Consider the following 23,831-nt stretch of genomic DNA (forward strand, 5'->3'; position numbering starts at 1 on the left):
TTATGCTTGAAAAGCTTCTAGCATTGTTGATATTTTCATTTCGTCTTTAGTAACAGCAATGCGTCCTGAGCGCGTAAATTGCATGATTCCAAAAGCACTTAATTCTCTATATAATAATTCTATTTCTTCTTTACGTCCAGATTTTTCTATTACAAAAAAGTCACGATTTACAGTTACAATTCTTGCATTACTTTCTTTAATAATATTTTGAATTTGTCGTTCTTCAAACAATAAATCAGACTTCATTTTAAAGATGCAAGACTCTTGATAAATAGTACCTTCATCTGTATGAAAGTAAGCCTTAATAACTTCGACTTGTTTTTCAATTTGACCAATTATTTTTTTCATTTGGTCTTCCGTTACAATTACAACTATGGTAAATTTTGAAACACCTTCAATTTCTGAAACCGAAGAATTTATACTTTCAATATTTATATGTCTACGTTGAAATATTGCCGAAATACGATTTAATAATCCTATATTATTTTCGGTGTAAACCGAAACAGTGTATATGTTTTTTTCTGCTTCCATATTATTCTAATCTTACGTCTGAAACTGATGCACCTGTTGGTATCATTGGAAACACGTTGTCTTCCTTTTCTACACAAACCTCTAAAAAATATGGTCCATCTGTGTTTATCATTTTAGCGACTGCTTCCTTTAAATCTTCACGCTTTGTAACTTTTTCGGCTTCAATAAAATACCCTTTAGCAATGGCTACAAAGTCTGGATTTATCATTTCTGTAGACGCATAACGTTTATCGAAAAACAACTGTTGCCATTGGCGAACCATACCTAAAAATTCGTTATTTAAAACCACAATTTTTACTGGTATTTTTTGCTGAAAAATGGTGCCCAATTCTTGAATGGTCATTTGGTAACCACCATCTCCAGAAATTGAAATAACTTCTCGATCTGGAGCTGCCATTTTTGCTCCAATTGCAGCAGGTAAACCAAAGCCCATTGTGCCTAATCCACCAGAAGTGATATTGCTTCTTGTTTTATTAAAATTAGCATAACGACAGGCTATCATTTGATGTTGGCCAACATCTGTTACAATTGCTGCATCTCCTTTAGTTTGCGAATTAATTTCTTTTAAAACTTCACCCATTGTTAAACCTTCTTTTGTAGGATGAATGTCATTTTTTATTACTTTTTCATATTCAATAGCATATAAATCTTTAAACTTTTGATGCCATTCTGGATGTGTTTTTTCTTCTAAAAGCGGAAGTAAGGCAGTTAAACTTTCTTTTGCATCTCCTAAAACTGCCACATCTGTTTTAACGTTTTTATCAATTTCGGCTGGATCAATTTCAAAATGAATCACTTTTGCTTGCTTAGCATACGTTGCTAGATTGCCAGTAACACGATCGTCGAAACGCATACCAATTGCAATTAACAAGTCGCACTGATTAGTCAACACATTTGGCGCATAATTACCATGCATACCAACCATACCAATATTTAAGGGATGAGATGTTGGTATTGCTCCTGCACCCAATATTGTCCAAGCGGAAGGGATTCCTGCCTTTTCAACAACTGCTTTAAATTCGGTTTCAGCCTGACCTAAAGACACGCCTTGACCCCAAACAATCATTGGTTTTTTAGCTGTATTAATTAATTGTGCTGCAGCTTCAACCTCACTATGATTTAATTTAGGAATCGGAATATAACTTCTTACACCTTTACATTTTTCATATTTAAAATCGAATTCTTCAAATTGAGCATCTTTTGTAATATCAATTAAAACAGGACCTGGACGCCCACTTTTAGCGATATAAAAAGCTTTAGCCATAACTTCAGGAATCTCTGACGCTTTAGTGATTTGGCAATTCCACTTTGTAACTGGCGTAGAAATACCAACAATATCTGTTTCCTGAAACGCATCACTACCTAATAAATGCGAAGCGACCTGACCTGTAATACAAACCATTGGTGTACTATCTATTTGTGCGTCTGCAATACCTGTTATTAAATTGGTTGCTCCTGGTCCAGAGGTTGCAATTGCAACACCAACTTTACCAGAAATACGTGCGTAACCTTGAGCAGAATGGGTTGCACCTTGCTCGTGACGTGTTAACACATGATGAATTTTATCTTGGTACTTATAAAGCTCATCATATACTGGCATAATTGCTCCTCCAGGATATCCGTAAAGAACATCTACACCTTCTGCTAACAAACATTTTATAATGGCCTCACTACCAGAGATACGCTCTGTAGTTTGCGTTTTGTTTGTTTCTTTTTTTAAAGTTTTTGTATCCATATTAATCTGATTTGGATAATTATTTTTTGTTTAAAACTCGTCAGTTACACATCCTTTTGAGGCAGATGATACGGTTTTAGCATATTTGTATAAAACACCTCGTTTAAACTTTAAATCTGGTGCTTTCCATTCTTGTCTTCTTTTTTGTAAATCTTCTTCTGTAACTTCTAAAACAATGGAGTTTGTTTCGGCATCAATGGTAATCATATCGCCATCTTTTACTAAAGCTATATTGCCACCTTCTTGAGCTTCTGGAGTAATGTGCCCAACTACGAAACCGTGCGTTCCTCCAGAGAAACGACCATCTGTAATTAATGCTACATCTTTACCTAAACCTGCTCCCATAATTGCAGCAGTTGGTTTTAGCATTTCTGGCATTCCTGGTCCTCCTTTTGGACCTTCGTAACGAATTACGACAACATCTCCTTTTTCAACTAATCCATCACGAATACCATCATTTGCAGCATATTCGCCTTCAAACACTTTTGCTTTACCAATAAACTTTAAACCTTCTTTTCCTGTAATTTTAGCAACAGAACCTTCCGTAGCAAGATTACCATAAAGCATTCTTAAATGACCTGAAATTTTTATTGGTTCTTCAATTGGTTTTATTACATCTTGACCTTCAGTTAAATCTTCAACATCCAATAAATTCTCTGCAATTGTTTTTCCTGTAACAGTTAAACAATCGCCATGAATTAATCCTTTTTTCAATAAATATTTTAGAACCGCAGGAATTCCGCCAACAGCGTGAACATCTTCCATTAGGTATTTTCCGCTAGGCTTTAAGTCGGCTAAAAATGGTGTGTTATCGCTTATATCTTGAAAATCTTTTAAAGTGAAATCGATATCTGCTGCTCTTGCAATTGCTAAAAAGTGAAGTACCGCATTTGTAGAACCTCCTAATATAGTAACTAATCGTACTGCGTTTTCTAGAGATTTACGTGTAATAATATCTGAAGGTTTAATATCCTTTTCTAATAACACACGCATGGCTTCACCAGCTTTAACAGACTCTTCTTTTTTAGCATCACTTAATGCTGGGTTAGACGAGTTAAATGGTAAAGTCATCCCTAAAGCTTCAATAGCTGAAGCCATAGTATTTGCAGTATACATACCACCACAAGCACCTGCTCCTGGACAAGCTTTTTCAACTATATTTTGATATTCTGTTTCTTCCATGGTTCCAGCAACTTTGCTTCCCCAAGCTTCAAAAGCAGAAACGACGTCTAGTTTTTTTCCGTTATGGCAACCAGAATCTATTGTTCCTCCATACACTAAAATACTTGGACGATTTAGCCTAATCATTGCCATTAATGCTCCTGGCATATTTTTATCGCATCCAACAACTGTAATTAAACCATCATAACTCATGGCTTGCACAACGGTTTCCATAGAATCTGCAATAATATCGCGAGAAGGTAATGAATAACGCATACCTGGAGTTCCCATAGAAATACCATCACTAACACCTATTGTATTGAAAATAAGACCTACAACATCTTCGTTTTTAGCACCTTTTTTAGCCAATTTAGCTAAATCATTAAGGTGCATGTTGCATGGATTACCTTCGTATCCTGTACTTGCAATACCAATAATAGGCTTAAAAAAATCTTCTTTTGTTAATCCAATAGCATACAACATTGCTTGTGCTGCTGGTTGTGTTGGGTCTTGTGTTACAGTTTTACTGTATTTATTTAATTCCATTGATGGTCGACTTCTATTTAAATATTAATCTAAATTAGAAATTTGACATTTGGATGAAATTGATCTACTTTAAAAGAGATTAAATTCAGAAATAACAAATTCATCTTAATCACCTATAAAACAGAGAGTTAAAATAGCATTAGTCTGATGTTCAAAAAAAATAAAACTTTATAAAAGCTCAACCGCACACCTTCTAAATTAAATCAAATACATCTTATTTAAATCGTTAATCGACCTTAGTTAATCATTTCTTTAACAAAACTTTAGCCTTAAATTATTTTTTAAAGCACTATTCTATTCTTAGAATATTATAAATTTGTTAATCACTTAAATATAAATTTGGAGCCCTCTAAAACTAATAGCAAAAAAACAAAAACTAAAAAGTACCGCATACTTAAAACAGTCGGTAAAATATTTTTAGTTATTCTTACTCTACTATTTTTATTAATTCTATTTATTCGCAGCCCGTTTGGTCAAGATATAATTGTAAACAAAGCAACAAATTATGTTTCCAATAAAACGAATACCATAGTTGAAATAGAAAAATTATTTATCACTTTTGATGGTGATATAAAACTTGATGGTTTGTATCTTGAGGATAAAACCGGAGATACACTAGTATATTCTAAATCACTAGAAACCAATATACCGTTATGGAAAATGATAAACGGCGAAGCGATTGGTATTGATGCTTTAGACTGGGACGGTTTACGTGCTAATGTTATAAGAAAAGATACTGTAAACGGCTTTAATTTTCAGTTTTTAATAGATGCTTTTACAACTACCCAAACAACTGTAGACACAACAACTACAAATCCTTTAAATATTGTTTTAGGCGATCTAAATTTTAGAAATTTTGATGTAGTTTATACAGATGCTGTTGCTGGAATTGAAAGTCGATTCGATTTTAAAAAAATGAAATTAGATGTTAATACCATTGATTTAGAAACAATGGCATTCAATATAGATAATGCAGAATTAAAAGATGCTAAAATTAAATTCTTTCAAAGTGAAGTTGCAACCGACCCTAATACAGAAGCAACTCCTTTACCAAAAATAGTTACCGATAAATTAAGCTTAACAAATGTAGTCGCAAATTATAAATCGCAAGCAGATGATATTACTGCAAATATTAATATTGGTGATTTTTATACTGAAATTCCCAACGCAGATTTATCAAACAACACTATAGCGATAAACACATTAGATTTAAAAAATTCGAATATTCAAATTCATACTAAAACAGAAGAGAATATTGTTAAAGATGAAGCAAATCAAGATTTAAATAATTTTATCTGGCCCAATTTAGAACTTAATTTAAGTAATATAAATTTAGAAAATAATGCTTTGGGTTATTTTGTGAATAACACAAAGCCAAGCGTAAATAAATTTAACCCAAATGCAATTGCTTTAAACAACTTAAATTTAAAAGCTAATACAATTACGCTAAAAGATAAAAACGGAAATTTAAATATTGAGACTTTCAATTTTAATGAAACCTCAGGATTAAATTTAAAGAATTTAGCATTTCAATTTAACATTTCGGACCAAAAACTTAATATTGAAAATCTAAAGCTTCTTTTAAACAACAATGCCATTGCAGGAGATTTAGAATTAAATTACAATTCTATTTCATCTTTATTAACTTCACCAGAAACGTCTAAAATAACTTTAAATCTACCAGATTTTAAAATTAGCTTAGATGAAGTTTTTAAATTTCAGCCAAAATTAAAATCAAATACTTACTTACAAACACTAAGTAAAAAACAAATTCAAGGTTCAATAAATACAACTGGATATTTATCAAACATTAAATTAAATGATGCCTTTATTAATTGGGGAAATAGCACAAGAATTTCAGCAAATGGAACAATACAAAATATCACCAATCCAGATAATCTTAAATTAAATATTCCATCATTTTCTGCCGAAACTATAAAATCTGATTTAACTCAATTTATAGATGAAAAATCTTTAAGCGTTTCGCTGCCTCAGGATATAAAAATTGTAGGAACAATTAATGGTGGTTTAGATAATATATCTACAAATTCTAAAATTTCAACCTCTCAAGGCATAGCAATAATTAATGGTAATTTTAAAAACACAAATACCATAGCTTTTGATGCTAACGTAGCAATAACAGATTATAAATTAAGTGAATTACTACAAAACGAAACCCTAGGAAATTTAACTTTAAACCTAGAAACTAAAGGTAGTGGCAAATCTATAAACACCTTAGATGCCAATATTGAAGCTATTGTTTCAAGTTTTGGTTATAATAATTATGCTATTAAAGATTTAAAATTAAACGGAAACATTAAAGATGGGAAAGGCAATATACTATCTAAATATAAAGATGATAATATTAATTTAAACCTGGATGCTTTAGTTGTTTTAGATTCTATTGCTCCAGAAGCAAAAATTAATCTTGACCTTATTGGTGCTAATCTACAAGGCTTAGGCTTAATAGACAGAGATGTTAGAACGGGTTTAAAACTTAAAGCTAATTTTAAAGGGAACAGTGAAAAATATAAGTTTGATGCTAATATTGAAGATGGCGTAGTTGTTTACGATAGTAAAACTTACTTATTAGGTGGTATTGACGCTTCTGGCTTTGTAAGAAACGACACAACATCGGTTAAATTTAAAAACAAATTAGTAGATTTAGATTTACAATCTAATACAGACCCACAAACGTTTTCTAAAGCTTTACAAAAACATATAAATAGCTATTTCTATAGAGATATTGTTTTTAAAGACTCTTTAGCGAAACCTGTTAATATGACACTTAAAGGTCACATTGCACAATCTCCACTTTTAAACGATGTATTATTAGTAAATGTAAAAGATTTAGATACGGTTTCTATTGCTGTAGATTTTAAGCAGGCAGAACGTAAACTAGTTGCTGATATTACTGCACCGCATATAAATTATAGCGGCTATGAATTAGACAGTTTAGCATTTAATATGAATACAAATAAAACCGACTTAAATTTCGATTTTGGTTTTAATGCCTTTAAAGCCGGACCAATAGACATACAGCGAACAAAAATTTCTGGCGATCAAAAAAACAACGAAATGCTGCTTACCATAACAGCATATAACAAAGATGAAAAGCTAATAAATGTGCTTTCGCAAATTACAGGAAACAGAGAAGAACTTACATTTAAAGTACTACAAGACAACCTTACTTTTAACCAAGAACAATGGCTAGTTCCTGCAAACAACAAAATGATTTATACAGGCAACAGCCTTAATTTCAACAATTTTAAAATTAGTAATGGTAATCAATCTGTAGAATTAACAGATAGCTTACAAAACATCACAAAAGAACACATAGCTATAGACTTTAAACGTTTTAATCTAGCCGATTTTTTAAGTTACTTTAATACAGAATCTAAACTAGCTTCTGGAACAATAAATGGTGATTTTATTTTAGAAGAACCTTTTAAAGACACAGGAATTTTAGCCGATTTAGAAATTAATACACTTGAAATTTTAAAAGCAAATTTAGGAACACTTGCTATTACAGGAAGATCTCTTGGCGGAAACAATTACGCATTTAATTCAACACTTAAAGGTGGTGATATAGATTTAGATTTAGTTGGCGATTATGGTGCAAATGAAACTGGAGCTAATCTAGATTTACGCTTAGACATTAATACCTTTAAAATGCAAGCTTTAGAAAAATTTTCTCAAGGCTATCTAAAAAATACTAGTGGTGATTTTTCTGGTAATTTTAAATTAAGCGGCACAAGCACAAACCCTATCTATCAAGGTAAGCTAGATTTTAATGCCGCTAAGTTTAACATTGCTATGTTTAATGCCGCATTTACTTTAGAAAATGAAACTTTAAGCGCCAATAACGAAGGCATTACTCTATCTAATTTCACAATTAAAGATGAAAACAATAACAACCTTATAGTTTCTGGAGATATTGGTACAGAAACATTTATTAACCCAACTTTTAATTTAGATATTGACGCCAAAGACTTTCAGTTTTTAAATGCTTCTAAAGAAGACAACGACTTTTTATATGGCACTGCAAGTTTTGATGCAGATGCGAAGCTAACCGGCGATTTACAAATACCTAAATTAAGTGCTAACGCGACAATTAACTCTAATACAGATGTTACTTATGTTATGCCTTCTGCAACAGTAAACATAGAACAACGCGATGGTGTTGTAGTGTTTGTAAATCGTGAAAACCCAGATGCTATTTTAACACAAACCGAAGAAAAAACAGCAACTATTAAAGGTTTCGATATTAAAACATTTTTAAAAGTTGGAGATAAAGCAACAGTCACAATAATTATAGACGAAGATACCGGAGACTATTTTAAAGTTTCTGGCCATGGTGATTTTGATTTTACAATGAAACCAAACGGACGCATGAACCTTGTTGGAACTTACAATGTAGATGCTGGCCTGTATGAAATGAATTTATACAACATAGTTAATCGTAAATTCGAGTTAGCACCAAGTAGTAAAGTGACTTGGTCTGGTGATCCATTTGATGCCAAATTAGATGTAAGAGCAATTTATAATTTAAAAGCTTCGGCTTCGCCTTTAATGGCACCACAACTTTCTGGCGCAGACCCATCAGTTAGAAGTAAATACCGTCAAGTTTTACCTTTTTATGTCTATTTAAATATCGATGGCGAATTACTTCAACCTAAAATATCTTTTAAATTAGATATGCCAGAAGACGAACAAGGCGCTATAAGTGGTCAAGTTTATGGTCGTGTACAACAAGTTAATCAACAAGAAGGCGAATTAAATCGTCAAGTATTTTCATTATTAGTATTAAATCGTTTCTATCCAGAACCAGGAAGCGATGGTAGTACCGGAGGTTTTGCAACAGTAGCTAGAGACAATTTAAACGATGCCGTTTCAGACCAATTAAATGTATTCTCAAACAAACTTTTAGGTGACTCTGGTTTCGAACTCGATTTTGGTTTAGATAGTTTTACAGATTACCAAGGCGATACACCACAAGACAGAACACAACTAAATGTAGCTGCTCAAAAACGCCTGTTTGACGATCGTTTAGTGGTACGCGTTGGTAGTGAAGTAGATTTACAAGGTAGTAGCTCTACAGGAGAATCTACACCTTTAATTGGAAACGTAAGTTTAGAATATTTACTCACAAAAAACGGACGCTATAAATTAAAAGGATTTAGACGAAATGAATTTGAAAACGTTATCGACGGACAAACAATAGTTAGTGGTATTGGTCTTATTTTTACTCAAGAATTTAATAAATTTAGCGAACTATGGGAAGCTATACTTTATAATGAAACTAAAGCCGAAAAGCTTGAAAGAGATCGTTTAAAAAAAGAACAAAAATTAAAGGACAAAGAAAAAATAGATCCTGAAAACGAAGATATAAACAAAAATTAGTGATTAAAAAACCCACATATAAAACAGCCATAAAACTCAACAGCTTACTTGCTATAATTGCATTTATATTTATAGCACAATCCTGTGCTGTAAAAAAATACATTCCAGAAGACGAACTACTATACACAGGTGCTAATATTGAAATAAAAGCAGATAGTTTAGTAGAAAATCCCGAAGATTTAAAACCAGTTCTAGAGGCAACTATTAGCCCAGAACCAAACTCTAAATTTTTAGGACTAAGACCCGGTTTGCATTATTACTATAAAATGCAACAAGAAAACCCAGGCTTTTTAAACCGTTGGTTATTTAAACAATTTGGAGAAGAACCCGTTTATCAAAGTGATGTAGAATCTTTTCAAGTAGAAGATGTTTTAGTAAATAAATTAGAAAACAATGGCTTTTTTTATAGCCGTGCAACTTCAAGTTTTACCGAAGACGAAAAAAACAAAGAAGCTCACATAACCTATTCCGTTACCGTACCAACACCATATAAAATTGAAACTTACCAAGTAGACTCCTTAGCTTCTCCTTTATATGAAGAACTAAAAAGCACCGCAGAAAACTCTAATTTTAAAAAAGGTATTCGTTTTGATTTAGAAAGTATGAAACTAGAACGACAACGATTAGATGCCACACTTAAAAGCAAAGGCTACTATAATTTTAATCCAGACTTTTTAATTTTTGAAGCAGATAGTAATAGGTACGACAATAAGCGTATTGATTTATTTTTAAAACTTAAAAATAATGTTCCCGAAAAAGCAATTATTCCATATAAGTTAGGTAAAGTAAATATTTATCCAGACTACGAATTGCCTAAAGACTCTAAGGTTTATGACAGTGAACGCTACAATAATAAAACCTACATACAAGACCCTAAGTTTTTTCGTCCAGATCGTTTAGATCCTTTTATTACATTAAGCGAAGGACAACTTTACAATCCTCAAACCTCAAAAAATACAGCAAGAAGACTTTCTACAATTGGCGCTTATAAATTTGTGAATATTCAGTACAAAGAAACAGATTCTATAGCAGATGATGGTATAGGTGTTTTAGAAACAAACATTTATTTATCACCATTAAATAAAAGAGCTGTTCGTGCAGAAATTCAAGCAGTAACAAAATCTAATAGTTTTGCTGGTCCTGCATTAATACTAACATATAGCAACAGAAATTTGTTTCAAGGTGGAGAAACATTAAACATTAGCACCAAGGCAGCATACGAAACGCAAATTGCAAGTGGCAACCAAGCAGGATTAAGCAGTTTAGAACTAGGTTTTGAAACCGAACTTATTTTTCCGCGTGTATTATTTCCTATTAAAATTAGCGATAATTATTTTGAGTATTCCATACCTAAAACAAAAACATCACTTGGATTCGATTATTTAAACCGAAGCCAATTATATACACTACTATCTGCAAAAGCAAGATTTGGTTACGTTTGGGATGCCAATAAATATGTAACACATGTTATTAACCCTATTTCTACAAACTATACAAAACTCTCTAATACTACAGATGAGTTTCAAACTATTTTAAACGACAATCCTTTTTTAGAGCGTAGTTTTGACCAAGAATTTATATCTGGACTAACGTATTCTTTTACTTATAACGAGTTAGTTAATAACACTAAAACACATCAAATTTATGCTAACTTTAATTTTGACGTTGCAGGAAACACTATTAGCCTTTTAGGTAAAGAAAAAGAAACAGGAGAAGCAAAACAGTTTCTTGGTTTAGAGTATGCACAATATGCAAAAGCAGATGTCGATTTTAGATATCATTTTAATTTTGGTAAAGAACAAAAAATAGCAACTCGCCTATTTGCTGGTTATGGTTTAGCTTATGGAAATTCAGATGTATTACCATTTACAAAGCAATACTATTCTGGAGGTCCATACAGTGTAAGAGCTTTTAGAATTCGATCACTTGGCCCAGGTACATATAACGAGTTAGGCACAGAAAACGGAACCTTTTTCGACCAAACAGGTAATATAAGATTAGAGGCAAATGTAGAATACCGCTTTCCTATATTTAGTTATTTTAAAGGTGCCGTATTTGCCGATGCTGGTAATGTTTGGAATTCTGAAGAAAATCCTGCACTACCAGGAGGAAAAATTTCAAGTAACTTTTTAAGCGAATTAGGAATGGGAGCTGGCGTAGGTTTACGTGTAGATGTTCAAGGTTTTGTAATTAGGTTTGATTTAGCAGCACCATTTCATGACCCTTCATTAGACGAAAGGGAACGTTTTGACTTTAAAATTGACGAACCAATATTAAACTTTGCTATTGGGTATCCTTTTTAAGGATTATTTAATTTTTTTTTTGTATTTTTTTCAACTATATAAGTAACAAATAGCATAATAGTTATATTTTATGATTCCTTTAATAAAAAATTAATTTCTATTTTTTACTTTTAACAAATTAAATTTTAGATAAATATGGAAACCCTACTAGTTGAAGCTCAAGAATTTGAGGATATGAAAATGAGTCACATGTCTACTAGCGATCGTGTAGAAGCTTCGAGAAAAGCAAAAACAATTATATTAGGTTTGAACGAATTTTATAAAAAGACAAAAGATTCTAATATAATGGATGTCATGAAACGAGTAACAGAAAAGAAGAAAAAAATCGAAAAACGCCTTAACGGAAGACCAACGGTTTAATAAAATTATAATTTTTTTTATAAAATGGATTTAGTTTAGCATCGCTTTATTAAATCCATTATTTTTTTAAATTAATATGAAAGAAAAGAAAAAACCAGATAATGTAGTTTTTAATCAAAGCACTCAAAAATATGATGCATCTTTAAAACCATATGCAACAAATGTTGGTGCTCCTGCAATAAAAGCAACTGAGAATATTACCTGGAAAAATAAAAATATTTTAAAAGCTAATAAACAAATAGAAGCTAAATATCTTGAACTACAGGCCGAGTACAAGAAAATGATGGAAGAATTAGAGTATAATAACTTAGTTTATAATGCTAAATTTAACTTCGAACCAATTATAGGTAACACCTACCACTTATATAGAGACAAAAAAGAACAAGCCTTTCTTTCTATAATCCCACCAAACGAATGCAACTTTAATTTTATAGGTAGTTTTTATCTAAATTCTGAGTTAATTTGGAAAAAAACCGATAACAATATTAAAGCAATAAAATAATTGATAAAATCATTTCTTTAACTGTTAAGAAACCTATTTACTTACGACTATTGTAACTAGAGTTATATCTTAGCATAAATTCAAACTATAATGAGCAAAACATATTACGATCCTGCAGATCTTAGAAAATTTGGAAAAATTAGTGAATGGAACCAGGAATTAGGTGACAAATTCTTTGATTACTATGGAAAAGTTTTTGAAGAAGGTTCACTAACTGCAAGAGAAAAATCTCTAATAGCATTAGCAGTAGCACATACAGAGCAATGTCCATATTGTATAGACGCTTATACAAAAGATGGATTACAACGCGGGATTACAAAAGAAGAAATGATGGAAGCATTACATGTTGGAGCAGCCATAAAAAGTGGAGCTACTTTAGTTCACGGTGTTCAAATGATGAATAAAGTGAACAAATTAGAAATGTAATTTCTTTATACTTTTCTTAAAGTATAATATATAGACATAGTTAAAATAGAACAGTTATTATTTATAACTTAAAATTTTACAACATTTCAAACCCTCAAATTTCTCAAAACTAAACAAAGCAATTTTACGTAAACATTACAGTAAAACTTAATAATGGGTAAATTAAAAACACAATCACTACAAAAAAGGGATAGTGATTTAGCAAATAGTAATAGACAATTAGAAATTTTATCTAATGGTATTTTTGGTAGTGGAGAATTACCAACTTTTAAAACTAAAATTGCTGAAACAAACCAATTTCCTTTAAAAGCAAGAAAACTTGAAATCCTACAAATAAATGTTGGTTACATGTGTAATCAAGTTTGTGAACATTGCCATGTCGATGCAGGACCAGACAGAAAAGAAATAATGACGCGTGAAACCATGCAACAAATTCTTGATGTTATAAAAGTTACAGGCGCGCACACTTTAGACTTAACTGGTGGCGCTCCAGAAATGAACCCAAATTTTAGATGGTTTGTTGAAGAAGCTGCAAAAGTTGGCGTTAAAGATTTTATTGTACGCTCTAACTTAACCATTATTAGAGCCAATAAAAAATATTACGATTTACCAGATTTCTTTAAAAAACACAATATTCATGTTGTATCCTCTATGCCACACTGGACCAGAGGAAAAACAGATAAGCAACGTGGCGAAGGTGTTTTTGACATGTCTATTAAAGCCTTGCAAGAATTAAACGATCGTGGATATGGTATGCCAGATAGCGACTTAAAACTAGATCTAGTTTACAACCCTAATGGCGCCTATTTACCAGGAGATCAAGCAACCATGGAAAAGGACTTTAAAAAAGCATTAATGGAAGATTTTGGTATAAGTTTCCACAATTTATTTGCCATAACTAATTTACCAATTTCTCGCTTTTTAGACTATTTAATTGCTAGTGAAAACTACGAAGATTATATGTATGCTTTAGTAGAAGCCTATAATCCTACTGCTGTACAAAATGTTATGTGTACAAACACTTTATCTGTAAGTTGGGATGGTTTTTTATTTGACTGTGACTTTAACCAAATGTTAGACTTACCAGTTAATAGTAAAGCAAAACATATTAGTGAATATAAAGAAGAATTATTAGAAGGCAGAAATATAGTTATATCACAACATTGCTACGGTTGTACTGCTGGTGCAGGAAGTAGTTGTCAAGGTGTTGTAGCATAAATTAAATCCACTTTTTTTCGTAATTACGAAAACAATAAATGAGGCAAAAAACAGCAATATTAATATTTGCAAATTCTGCAAAAGCAGAAGGTTTAAATAAACCTTTTAAAAAGTCTACTGCCTTATTTAACGCTTTAAATTCTCAAATTAAAAATAAAGTAAAACAAACCAATTTACCTTATTTTATAATTACAGAAAAAGAGCAAATTGGCGATACTTTTGGATCTCGTTTTACAAACGCCATACAATTTGTTTTTAATAAAGGATTCGATAATATTATTACCGTAGGTAATGATACGCCACATTTACAAAAAAAACATATACTAGAAGCTAATAGAAAACTTAAAAGCAATAATAATAGCTTGGTTTTAGGTCCATCTCAAGATGGTGGTTTCTATTTAATGGCAATAAAAAAATCTTTATTCAATTCTAAAGATTTTTTAAATCTACCATGGCAAACTGCTTCGTTAAATAATAGAATATTAAAATTATTAGCGCTTAAAAAAGTTAAAATCTCATTATTAGAGAGTTTAATAGATATTGACTCTACTAAGGATGCGAGTACTATTTTAAATAGTTTTAGAAATCTGCCTGTATTAATAAAAAATATTTTATTTCAAATTATTGCTTCAGCTAAAACTATAGCAAATTTTCAGTTTCAATTTTTTAAACTGATAAACACTACATCGTACTATAATAAAGGCTCACCGTTTATATTTTCAACCTAAAAAATAAGAAACATTACCAAAACTGTTTCTAAACAAACTAATTTGAATATATAAACTAATTAAATGAAACACATTTACATATGTGCGTTGCTACTAATTTCAAGTTTTAGCTTTGCACAAACTACAATTACAGGTACTGTTACCAGTGCTAATGATGGAGAAACTCTACCATTTGTAAATATTATTACAGCAAACAATCAAGGAACAATCACTAACGAAGATGGAAAATATTCTATTATAGTTGACGATAATACAAACTTAATTCAATTCTCTTTTTTAGGTTATAAAACACAAGTTATACCTATTGAAAACAAAACAATAATTAATGTTGAACTTGAAGAAGATGCTTCGGCATTAGACGAAGTTGTTATTACAGCATTAGGTCTAGAACGCGAAAGAAAAGAATTAGGTTATGTTGTACAATCACTAAAATCTGAAGGTATAAATGAAGTTAAATCTGTTAATTTTTTAGATAATTTAGCAGGAAAACTAGCTGGTGTAACTGTTTCGCAAGGCGCTACAGGTGTTGGTTCATCTTCTAAAATTACAATTCGTGGTGAAGCTTCATTTTCTAACAACAATCCATTATTTGTTGTAGATGGTATACCTATAAATAACAATACTGTATTTAATTTTACTAACGAAGCGGCTGCAGGTTTTCAAGAAATAGATTTTGGAAATGGTGCTATGGAAGTTAATGCAGACGATATTAAAGAAGTTTCGGTTTTAAAAGGGCCAAGTGCTGCCGCACTTTATGGCACAAGAGCTTCAAATGGTGTAATTGTTATTACTACTAAAGATGGTAAAAAAACTAAAGGTTTAGGTATTAGCATAAACTCTTCTGTTTTTATAGACACCGCATTTAGACTACCAGATTTTCAAAATTCTTATGGTCAAGGTAACTCTGGTATGTTTGAGTTTGTAGATGGTCTTGGAGGAGGCACAAATGATAACATTAGTTATTCTTGGGGACCAAGATTAGATGCAGGAATATCTGTAAATCAATTTGATAGCCCTGTATATTTAGAGAATGGAAATATTATTCGTGGTGGAGACACTTCACTTTATAATAATCCTGCTTTAATTAGACCTACAGAATTAAAATCGCACCCAGATAACCTTAAAGATTTTTACGAAACTGGTGTTACTACAATTAATAATATTGCTATTGCAAATGGTTTTGAAAATGGAGATTATAGATTGTCTTTTACCGATTTAAGAAGCGAATCTATAATTCCGGGTGTTAATTTAGATAGACAAACTGTTGCTGTAAAATTAAATTTTCAACCTACAGAAAAAACAACCTTTTCATCATCTATTGCTTATACTAATTCAAGTAGTGATAATAGACCTTCAAATGGTTATGGTAGTGAAAACGTAAACTACTCTCTTGTTGCTTGGGGACCGCGAAGCTTAAATATTAATAACCTGAAAAATTATTGGCAACCTGGACTAGAAAATGTACAACAATACTCGTTTAACTATACTTTTTTCGATAATCCTTACTTTATTTTATACGAAAACAGAAACGCTTTTAATCGTGATCGTGTATTTGGAAACATTGCTTTAAAGCACAATTTTACTAATAATTTAAGCTTACAAGTAAGAACTGGCATGGACTACTCTAGTGAAAAAAGAGAACTGCGTCGTGCTTTTTCAAGTAACCGCTTTAAAAATGGTGCTTACGCAGAGCATGATGTTAACTACAGAGAGGTTAACACAGACTTTTTACTAAATTATAATACACTGTTTGGCGATTTTAAAATAGATGTTTCTTTAGGTGGTAACCGTTTAGACCAAACAGCATCTACAAAACAAACACAAACTGTTAATTTAGCACAACCAGGTATATTTAGTTTAAATAATGCCGCATCACCAATAGAAGTATTTCAATACAAATCTAAAAAACGTATAAATTCATTTTACGGTATTGCTAAATTTGGCTACAAAGATTATTTGTTTCTAGATATCACTGGCCGTAACGATTGGTCGAGTGCTTTAGCCACTCCTTTTTCAGTAAACAACACCTCTTTCTTTTATCCTTCAGCTTCAGCAAGTTTTATTTTATCTAATGTAACCATGTTACCAGAAAGCATTTCATTTGCAAAACTAAGAGCGAGTGTTGCTCAAGTTGGTAACGATACTGGCGCTTACCAAACTTCTGGTGCATTTGTATCACAAACGCCGTTTAATAGTGAGCCAACATTTAGCGACCAAGACTTTATTCCTAACTCAAATTTAAAACCAGAAAGCACAACGTCTTATGAATTTGGTGCAGATTTACGCTTTTTAAACGATAGGTTTAGAATTGACTTCACATATTATAATGCAATTACTAAAGATCAAATAATTTCTTTACCAATTCCTATTTCTTCTGGTTATGCTCAACAAGTTGTAAATGGTGGTAAAGTAACCTCTAAAGGTGTAGAAATTATTGCCGGATTAACACCTATTAAAAGCAATAACTTCACTTGGAATACAACGTTTAATTTCGCTACAAATACAGCTACTATTACAGAGTTACCTCAGGCAGATGGCCGTTTAACTTTAGCTTATAGCAGGATTTACGATTCTCAAAACCAAACCGTTTGGTTTCAAGTTGAAGAAGGCGGACGTATTGGTGATTTTTATGGTACAGGTTATTTAAAAAATGAAAATGGAGATTTTATAATAGATGATAACGGAAACTATATTGCAGATAACAAATTACAAAAACTAGGTAATTACAACCCAGATTTTACCTTAGGATGGAATAACGATTTTAAATATAAAAATTGGACCGCTAGCTTTTTATTCGATTGGAGACAAGGCGGCGAATTAGTTTCTAGAACAAGTGCTTTAGGTAATGTTGGCGGCCAATTAGCCGAAACCGAATACAGACCCGAAGAAGGTATTATTGCGCAAGGTGTTACCCAAACCGGAGAACCTAATACTATCGCTATTTCTGCCGAAAGTTATTACAGACAATTTTACGATAGAAATCATGAAGAAAATAATGTATATGATGCTTCATACTTAAAATTACGTCAATTTTCAATTGGTTATGGCTTTAAATTAAAAGATGGCTTTTTAGGTTTAAAAGAAGGTGGCACTATCGATTTATCTTTAATAGGAAGAAACCTTTTTGTAATTACAGAGAACCCACATTTTGATCCAGAACAATTAGCAGTACAAGGCACTGGTTTTGTAAGCGGTGTTGAAGACATGAGTTATGCATCTTCTCGTAGTTTTGGATTAAAAGCTAGTTTAAATTTTTAAAATAATTTTCGGGTAAAACAAAAAACTAAAATTCATAATAATGAAAAATACATTATATATATTCAGTCTTATTATACTTGCTTTTACAACAAGCTGTACAAAAGATTTCGAAGACATAAATACCAATCCCAACACTCCAAATACTGTACAACCTGGTTTATTATTACGTCAAGTAATATATAATTTTGGAGACGAAATGAGTTATGAAGGCTTTGTAGCTGGAGATTTATTATCACAACATAGAACGGCTTTAGATTTTAATTTATTTGATCGTCATGCCTTAAAATCACCTCAATTAGGTGGGAATCCTTGGCCAATTTTTTATACCAACTTAAGAGATAATGAAATTATTTTAAACCAATCAAGAAGCATTTCTACATTTCAAGTTTACGAAGGTCCTGCATTAATTTTAAAAGCATACATGGCTGCAGGATTAACAGATTTGTTTGGAGATGTGCCATATTTTGAAGCGTTTAACGGTATTAATGGTACAGTAACACCGGTTTACGATAGCCAAGAGTCTATTTACACAGAAGACAATGGTATTTTACAAAACTTAGATAATGGTATTGCTGCAATACAAAACTATTCTCAAAATATTCCTTTAGAAGGCGACATATTATTTAATGGCGATTTAAATGCGTGGGTGAAATTTGCAAATGCATTAAAGATTAAAGCTTTGCTTAGAATTTCAGATAAAATAGACGTAGCTACAGAAATGCAAACCATAGTAAGTGAAGGAAACTACATAACTACTAATGCTGAAAATGCTGTTTTTAACTTCACAAATTCAGATCCTAACAGCTTCCGTTTAGCACAATTACGAATTGGAGATTTTAATAATTTTGTGTTATCTGAAACTATGGAAAATATTCTTTTAGATTATAGTGATTCAAGAATAAGTACTTTTTTTAGACCATTTGCAAATTCAAATTCAGAAGAATTTAATGGGCTAATTAATGGTATTGATGCCTCTTCAACCTCTATTGCTTTAGCCGATTATTCTTTAGCAGGAACAGCATTTAGAGAAGATACTTCGGTTTTAGATGCTAATTTTATAACCGCCTGGGAAGTACAATTTGCACTTGCCGAAGCTGCCCAAAAAGGATTAATAACAGCCAACGCAGAAGAATTATATAATAACGGAGTCGCTCTTGCTTTTGAGTATTGGCAAACCCAAATGCCTATAGATTATTTAACAGGAAATGCTGCATTTAATGCTCCAGGAACAACGCCGTTACAACAAATTATTACTCAAAAATGGATTGCCAATTTAATAAATGGTTACGAAGGTTGGATAGAATATCGCCGTACAGGATTTCCAGAACTTAACCCAATTTCGGCAAGTTTAAACAACAATTTAATTCCGGTAAGAATGCCTTATCCTGCAGAGGAAGAAGCTTTAAATGCAGAAAACTACCAAGCAGCAGCAAGCGCAACAAACGACAACAGTATTAACTTCCCAGTTTGGTGGGACGAAAATTAAAATATGAGCACAGAAATATGGCAATGGGTTTTAGTAGTAGGATCAAGTTTAATCTTGTTCCTACTTTCGCCATTGGCAAAAACCAGTGACTCTTTTTTTAAAGCAAACCATAATAAAAAATCACCAAATGTATTAGTACTTACTGGAAGTTTAATTATCTCATGGATTTTTGCCAAAAGTATTACTAATGCTGCTAATTTAGGTTTAGACTTTGGTTTAGTTGGTGGTATTGCTTACGCTGGTTATTACTTAAGTTTTGCAGTTGCTGGTGTTTTAATTTATAAACTAAGAACTAAAGGTGGTTTTAATAGTATTCATGAATTTTTAACCAGTAAATATGGGCGTCGTGCAGTTGCATTATTTTCAATATTAATAATCATTCGTTTGTTTAATGAAGTTTGGAGTAATACTATGGTTATTGGCTCATACTTTGGTGTGCAAGGTTCTACTCCTTACTTTACTGCTATTATTGTATTTACATTATTAACATTAGCCTATGCTATTAAAGGTGGTTTAAGCAGCTCTATTTTTACAGATGTTATACAAATGGTGTTGTTTTCAATTTTGTTAATAATTATTTTATATAGTATTTTTTCTAAAGACAATTTTTCGGCAAGCCAAGTAGTTTCATCTGGAACTTGGAGTTTTGAGTTAGGCTTAAACCTCTTTTTTGCAGCCATTTTACAATCGTTTAGCTATCCTTTTCATGATCCTGTTTTAACAGATCGTGCATTTATAAGTACACCTAAAGTGACTTTAAAAAGTTTTCTTTGGGCAAGCGTTTTAGGTGGTTTGTGTATTATATTATTTAGCATTATTGGTATTTATGCGCAAACACAAGGTTTTAAAGGTCAAGCCGCTGTAGAGGTTGGCAAAGCTTTTGGTGTTGTTATTTTATTAGTTATTAATTTTATAATGATAACTTCTGCTGCATCAACATTAGACTCTACATTTTCATCATTTTCAAAATTACTAGCGATAGATTTAGGCTTCGGAAAAAACATTTCTTTTGGTAGGTTAGCCATGGTAGTAATTGCTATTTTAGGTACTATTCCAATATTTTTTAATGCCGAAATCCTTTCAGCAACTACAATTTCAGGAACAATGGTTATTGGTTTAACTCCAATATTCCTGTTTTGGAATGTAAACGCTCCAAGGTTAAGCTTCTATTTAAGTGTGGTTTGCGGTCTTGTTTTTGGTTTTTTATTAGTATTTAATGCCTTTCCAGAGTCTTTAATTTTTACAACAGGTAAATATGCACAATTATTATGGGTAAATATTTGGGGTATTTTAAGTTGTATCGTATTATACTTTTTGCCAAAAGCTTTTTTAAAATAATAAACTTTCTGTTTTATAGCAGAATTATATATGAATAAAAAAATAAACAACATAGGAACATTAAAAGGTAAAGTATTACTTTTTGGTGGCGTTTACAGTAATCTTCAAGCACTTGAAGCATTAAAAGCAATTGCCGAAAAAGAAGAAATTCCGGCAGAAAATTGTATTTGCACAGGAGATATAGTTGGCTATTGCGCACAACCTGAAGAAACCGTACAGTTATTTAAACTTTGGAAAGCTAATAGTATTTTAGGTAATGTAGAAATACAATTAATTGAAAATGCCGAAGATTGTGGTTGCGATTTTACTGAAGGTTCGCGATGCGATGGTTTTTCAAAATTATGGTATCCTTACGCACAAAGTTTACTTTCTAAAAGTTCTATAAACCATCTTGAAACGTTCCCAGATCATATTGTTTTTGAATATGCTGGCAAAAAAATCACCGTTGTACATGGTGATTACTTTAATGTTTCAGAATTTATTTTCAAATCTACATCTTGGCAAAAAAAAGAAGAGACCTTTAATGCCACCCAAAGCGATGTAATAGTTGCTGGACACTGTGGTTTGCCTTTTTATCATGAAGAAAACAATAAATTATGGCTAAATCCAGGTGTTATTGGTATGCCTGCTAACGATGGTTCACCTCAAGTTTGGTATGCTATTTTAGACGATGCTAGTGGCGAATTGCAATTTAAACATTATAATCTCGACTATAATTATAAGCTTACTAATAAGCTTATGCAAAACGGTTTATTACCAGAAGAATATGCCCGAACTATTGTAACAGGAATTTGGGATAATACCGAAATTTTACCAGCAGTAGAAAGTGGTTTGCAAGGTTTTGGCATCACGCTTTAATTAATTAAATTACAGTACCATGAAACACGTTATACTTATACTAATTGCTTTATTTTCTGTAGAATTATCTGCTCAAAAAACTATAGACGATTTGCTAAAACAGTACAACGATAATGGTGTACCATATATAAGTGTAGAAGAATTAGCAATGCCTAAAACCAAAGCTATTATTTTTGATACACGCGAACCAAAAGAATATGAAGTCAGCCATTTAAAAAATGCTGTTTGCGTTGGTTACGATAATTTTGATTTGGCTTCAATTGAAAAAAAATATCCTAATAAATCTGAAAAAATAGTAGTCTATTGTTCGCTTGGTATTCGCTCTGAAACTATAGGCGAAAAACTAAAAAAAGCAGGATATACAAATGTTTATAATTTATACGGTGGTATTTTTGAATGGAAAAATAAAGATTTTACTGTTATAGATTCTCAAAATAACGAAACAGAAAGCATACATACTTTTAACAAAACGTGGAGTAAATGGCTTAAAAAAGGTAAAAAAGTGTTTAAAAAAGATGAAAAACAACCTAAAAACTCTAAAAAGCAATAAAAATGCGTAAGAATCTTATAATAACCTTTACACGTAATCCAGAGTTAGGAAAATGTAAAACACGTTTAGCAAAAACTATTGGAGACGAAGCAGCATTACGAGTTTACAAATACCTTTTACAGCATACAGAACAGGTTATTAAACAAGTTGATGCAGATAAAGCGGTCTATTATTCTGTAAAAATTAGAGAGAACGATTTATGGGATGCTTCAGTATTTCAAAAATACCAGCAAGTTGGAGACGATTTAGGTATTAGAATGCAAAACGCATTTAAAAATGGATTTAATAACAACTACCAAAAAATTGTTATTGTTGGTAGCGATTTATTTCATTTACAACCGCAACATATTGAAGACGCTTTTAAAGCCTTAGATAGTAATGATGTTGTAATTGGTCCAGCAGAAGATGGCGGTTATTATCTATTAGGCATGAAAACACTACACACTTCGGTTTTTAAAAATAAAAATTGGGGAACAGAAACTGTTTTTAGCGATACAATTTCTAACTTAACAAACCAAAAAATTCATTTATTAGAAACATTAAATGATATAGATTTATACGAAGATTTAGAACATATTAAACCACTACAAAATATTATAAAAAACAATGATTAAATACATAAAAAAAACAGTAGAATACTTAAAAGAAAAAGGTTTTAATAATCCTGAAGTTGGTATTATTCTAGGCACTGGTTTAAGTAAAATTACAGATGAGCTTGAGATTATTGAAGAGGTAAGTTACAACCACATTCCGCATTTTCCAACTGCTACTGTAGAGTTTCATAAAGGAAAACTTATTTATGGTAAACTAGAAGGTAAAACTGTAATTGTTATGCAAGGTCGGTTTCATATTTACGAAGGTTACACCTTACAAGATGTAACATATCCTGTGCGTGTAATGGAAAAACTTGGTATAAAAACGCTATTAGTTTCAAACGCATCTGGTGCAATAAATTTAGACTTCAAAAAAGGTGAATTAATGTTAATTGACGACCATATTAATTTACAAGGTAGTTCGCCATTAGCATTTAAAGGTGTTCAAAAACTTGGAGAACGTTTTACAGATATGAGTGCGCCTTACGATGCAGAAATAAATTCAAAATTTGAAACCATTGCAAAAGCCAATAATATTAAACTTCATAAAGGTGTTTATGCTAGTGTTGTTGGACCTCAACTTGAAACCAGAGCAGAATATAGAATGCTAAAAATTATTGGTGCAGATGCTGTGGGCATGAGTACGGTTCCCGAAATTATTGTTGCCAACCATTTAAACTTAAAAGTTGCTGCCGTTTCTGTATTAACAGACGAGTGCGACCCTAAAAACTTAAAGCCAGTAGATATTGAAGAGATTATTGCTATGGCAACAAAGGCAGAACCTAACATGATTACATTATTTAAAGAATTAATTAAAAGCCTGTAAGTAGATAGA

General features: G+C 31.6%; 17 protein-coding genes. 14 read left to right on the forward strand and 3 right to left on the reverse strand.

Annotation, left to right across the window (positions count from 1 at the left end; genetic code table 11):
* The 3 genes from ilvN to ilvD are packed head-to-tail and all read right to left on the reverse strand — an operon-like array spanning position 1 to position 3,973.
* Positions 1 to 531 (reverse strand): acetolactate synthase small subunit, encoded by a 531-nt coding sequence (gene ilvN, locus LACAL_RS03125; protein ID WP_013869246.1) that lies wholly within the window; start codon positions 529 to 531, stop codon positions 1 to 3.
* A gap of 1 nt (position 532) precedes the next feature.
* Entirely contained in the window at positions 533 to 2,266 is a 1,734-nt protein-coding gene (gene ilvB, locus LACAL_RS03130; protein ID WP_013869247.1) for a biosynthetic-type acetolactate synthase large subunit, read from the reverse strand.
* A 30-nt stretch (positions 2,267 to 2,296) separates the two neighbouring features.
* A complete protein-coding gene (ilvD, locus tag LACAL_RS03135) occupies positions 2,297 to 3,973 on the reverse strand; it encodes a dihydroxy-acid dehydratase (RefSeq protein WP_013869248.1) in 1,677 nt (558 codons plus the stop codon).
* A 339-nt stretch (positions 3,974 to 4,312) separates the two neighbouring features.
* Here ilvD and LACAL_RS03140 point away from each other — a divergent pair, with 339 nt between their 5' ends.
* From LACAL_RS03140 to LACAL_RS03205, 14 genes are all read left to right on the forward strand, one after another.
* Positions 4,313 to 9,376: a translocation/assembly module TamB domain-containing protein gene (locus LACAL_RS03140; RefSeq protein ID WP_013869249.1), complete on the forward strand. Its 5,064-nt coding sequence runs from the start codon at positions 4,313 to 4,315 to the stop codon at positions 9,374 to 9,376.
* Complete coding sequence (locus tag LACAL_RS03145) at positions 9,376 to 11,679, forward strand: BamA/TamA family outer membrane protein (protein ID WP_013869250.1); 2,304 nt, start codon at positions 9,376 to 9,378, stop codon at positions 11,677 to 11,679. The genes LACAL_RS03140 and LACAL_RS03145 overlap by 1 nt, the downstream gene beginning before the upstream one ends.
* Positions 11,680 to 11,814: 135 nt before the next feature.
* Positions 11,815 to 12,039, forward strand: a complete 225-nt coding sequence (locus LACAL_RS03150; protein ID WP_013869251.1) for a hypothetical protein — start codon at positions 11,815 to 11,817, stop codon at positions 12,037 to 12,039.
* 76 nt (positions 12,040 to 12,115) lie between these two features.
* Positions 12,116 to 12,541: a DUF2452 domain-containing protein gene (locus tag LACAL_RS03155; protein WP_013869252.1), complete on the forward strand. Its 426-nt coding sequence runs from the start codon at positions 12,116 to 12,118 to the stop codon at positions 12,539 to 12,541.
* Positions 12,542 to 12,631: 90 nt separating this feature from the next.
* Positions 12,632 to 12,967 (forward strand): arsenosugar biosynthesis-associated peroxidase-like protein, encoded by a 336-nt coding sequence (locus tag LACAL_RS03160; RefSeq protein WP_013869253.1) that lies wholly within the window; start codon positions 12,632 to 12,634, stop codon positions 12,965 to 12,967.
* A gap of 153 nt (positions 12,968 to 13,120) precedes the next feature.
* A complete protein-coding gene (arsS, locus tag LACAL_RS03165; RefSeq protein ID WP_013869254.1) occupies positions 13,121 to 14,185 on the forward strand; it encodes an arsenosugar biosynthesis radical SAM (seleno)protein ArsS in 1,065 nt (354 codons plus the stop codon).
* A 38-nt stretch (positions 14,186 to 14,223) separates the two neighbouring features.
* Entirely contained in the window at positions 14,224 to 14,913 is a 690-nt protein-coding gene (locus tag LACAL_RS03170) for a DUF2064 domain-containing protein (RefSeq protein WP_013869255.1), read from the forward strand.
* 63 nt (positions 14,914 to 14,976) lie between these two features.
* Positions 14,977 to 18,171, forward strand: coding sequence for a SusC/RagA family TonB-linked outer membrane protein (locus LACAL_RS03175; RefSeq protein WP_013869256.1), 3,195 nt, complete (start codon positions 14,977 to 14,979; stop codon positions 18,169 to 18,171).
* Positions 18,172 to 18,211: 40 nt separating this feature from the next.
* On the forward strand, positions 18,212 to 19,657 hold the full coding sequence (locus LACAL_RS03180; RefSeq protein WP_013869257.1) for a SusD/RagB family nutrient-binding outer membrane lipoprotein: 1,446 nt from the start codon (positions 18,212 to 18,214) through the stop codon (positions 19,655 to 19,657).
* Positions 19,658 to 19,660: 3 nt separating this feature from the next.
* Positions 19,661 to 20,995, forward strand: a complete 1,335-nt coding sequence (locus tag LACAL_RS03185) for a sodium:solute symporter (protein WP_013869258.1) — start codon at positions 19,661 to 19,663, stop codon at positions 20,993 to 20,995.
* Between the two features lie 30 nt (positions 20,996 to 21,025).
* Entirely contained in the window at positions 21,026 to 21,853 is an 828-nt protein-coding gene (locus tag LACAL_RS03190; RefSeq protein WP_013869259.1) for a metallophosphoesterase, read from the forward strand.
* A 19-nt stretch (positions 21,854 to 21,872) separates the two neighbouring features.
* Entirely contained in the window at positions 21,873 to 22,403 is a 531-nt protein-coding gene (locus tag LACAL_RS03195; RefSeq protein ID WP_013869260.1) for a rhodanese-like domain-containing protein, read from the forward strand.
* A 2-nt stretch (positions 22,404 to 22,405) separates the two neighbouring features.
* Positions 22,406 to 23,017 carry a TIGR04282 family arsenosugar biosynthesis glycosyltransferase gene (locus LACAL_RS03200; RefSeq protein ID WP_013869261.1) on the forward strand — a complete coding sequence of 204 codons (612 nt, stop codon included), beginning with the start codon at positions 22,406 to 22,408 and terminating at the stop codon, positions 23,015 to 23,017.
* On the forward strand, positions 23,010 to 23,822 hold the full coding sequence (locus LACAL_RS03205; protein WP_013869262.1) for a purine-nucleoside phosphorylase: 813 nt from the start codon (positions 23,010 to 23,012) through the stop codon (positions 23,820 to 23,822). The genes LACAL_RS03200 and LACAL_RS03205 overlap by 8 nt, the downstream gene beginning before the upstream one ends.
* Positions 23,823 to 23,831 lie beyond the last annotated feature (9 nt).

Source organism: Lacinutrix sp. 5H-3-7-4 (assembly GCF_000211855.2).
Lineage (GTDB): Bacteria > Bacteroidota > Bacteroidia > Flavobacteriales > Flavobacteriaceae > Lacinutrix.

Excerpts from the sequence above, each read along its gene's own strand:
- LACAL_RS03175 (WP_013869256.1), top strand. The coding sequence starts at position 14,977 with ATGAAACACATTTACATATGTGCGTTGCTACTAATTTCAAGTTTTAGC.
- LACAL_RS03205 (WP_013869262.1), top strand. The coding sequence starts at position 23,010 with ATGATTAAATACATAAAAAAAACAGTAGAATACTTAAAAGAAAAAGGT.
- LACAL_RS03200 (WP_013869261.1), top strand. The coding sequence starts at position 22,406 with ATGCGTAAGAATCTTATAATAACCTTTACACGTAATCCAGAGTTAGGA.
- arsS (WP_013869254.1), top strand. The coding sequence starts at position 13,121 with ATGGGTAAATTAAAAACACAATCACTACAAAAAAGGGATAGTGATTTA.
- LACAL_RS03160 (WP_013869253.1), top strand. The coding sequence starts at position 12,632 with ATGAGCAAAACATATTACGATCCTGCAGATCTTAGAAAATTTGGAAAA.
- LACAL_RS03195 (WP_013869260.1), top strand. The coding sequence starts at position 21,873 with ATGAAACACGTTATACTTATACTAATTGCTTTATTTTCTGTAGAATTA.
- ilvN (WP_013869246.1), bottom strand. The coding sequence starts at position 531 with ATGGAAGCAGAAAAAAACATATACACTGTTTCGGTTTACACCGAAAAT.
- LACAL_RS03150 (WP_013869251.1), top strand. The coding sequence starts at position 11,815 with ATGGAAACCCTACTAGTTGAAGCTCAAGAATTTGAGGATATGAAAATG.
- LACAL_RS03170 (WP_013869255.1), top strand. The coding sequence starts at position 14,224 with ATGAGGCAAAAAACAGCAATATTAATATTTGCAAATTCTGCAAAAGCA.
- LACAL_RS03180 (WP_013869257.1), top strand. The coding sequence starts at position 18,212 with ATGAAAAATACATTATATATATTCAGTCTTATTATACTTGCTTTTACA.
- LACAL_RS03155 (WP_013869252.1), top strand. The coding sequence starts at position 12,116 with ATGAAAGAAAAGAAAAAACCAGATAATGTAGTTTTTAATCAAAGCACT.
- ilvB (WP_013869247.1), bottom strand. The coding sequence starts at position 2,266 with ATGGATACAAAAACTTTAAAAAAAGAAACAAACAAAACGCAAACTACA.
- LACAL_RS03185 (WP_013869258.1), top strand. The coding sequence starts at position 19,661 with ATGAGCACAGAAATATGGCAATGGGTTTTAGTAGTAGGATCAAGTTTA.
- ilvD (WP_013869248.1), bottom strand. The coding sequence starts at position 3,973 with ATGGAATTAAATAAATACAGTAAAACTGTAACACAAGACCCAACACAA.
- LACAL_RS03190 (WP_013869259.1), top strand. The coding sequence starts at position 21,026 with ATGAATAAAAAAATAAACAACATAGGAACATTAAAAGGTAAAGTATTA.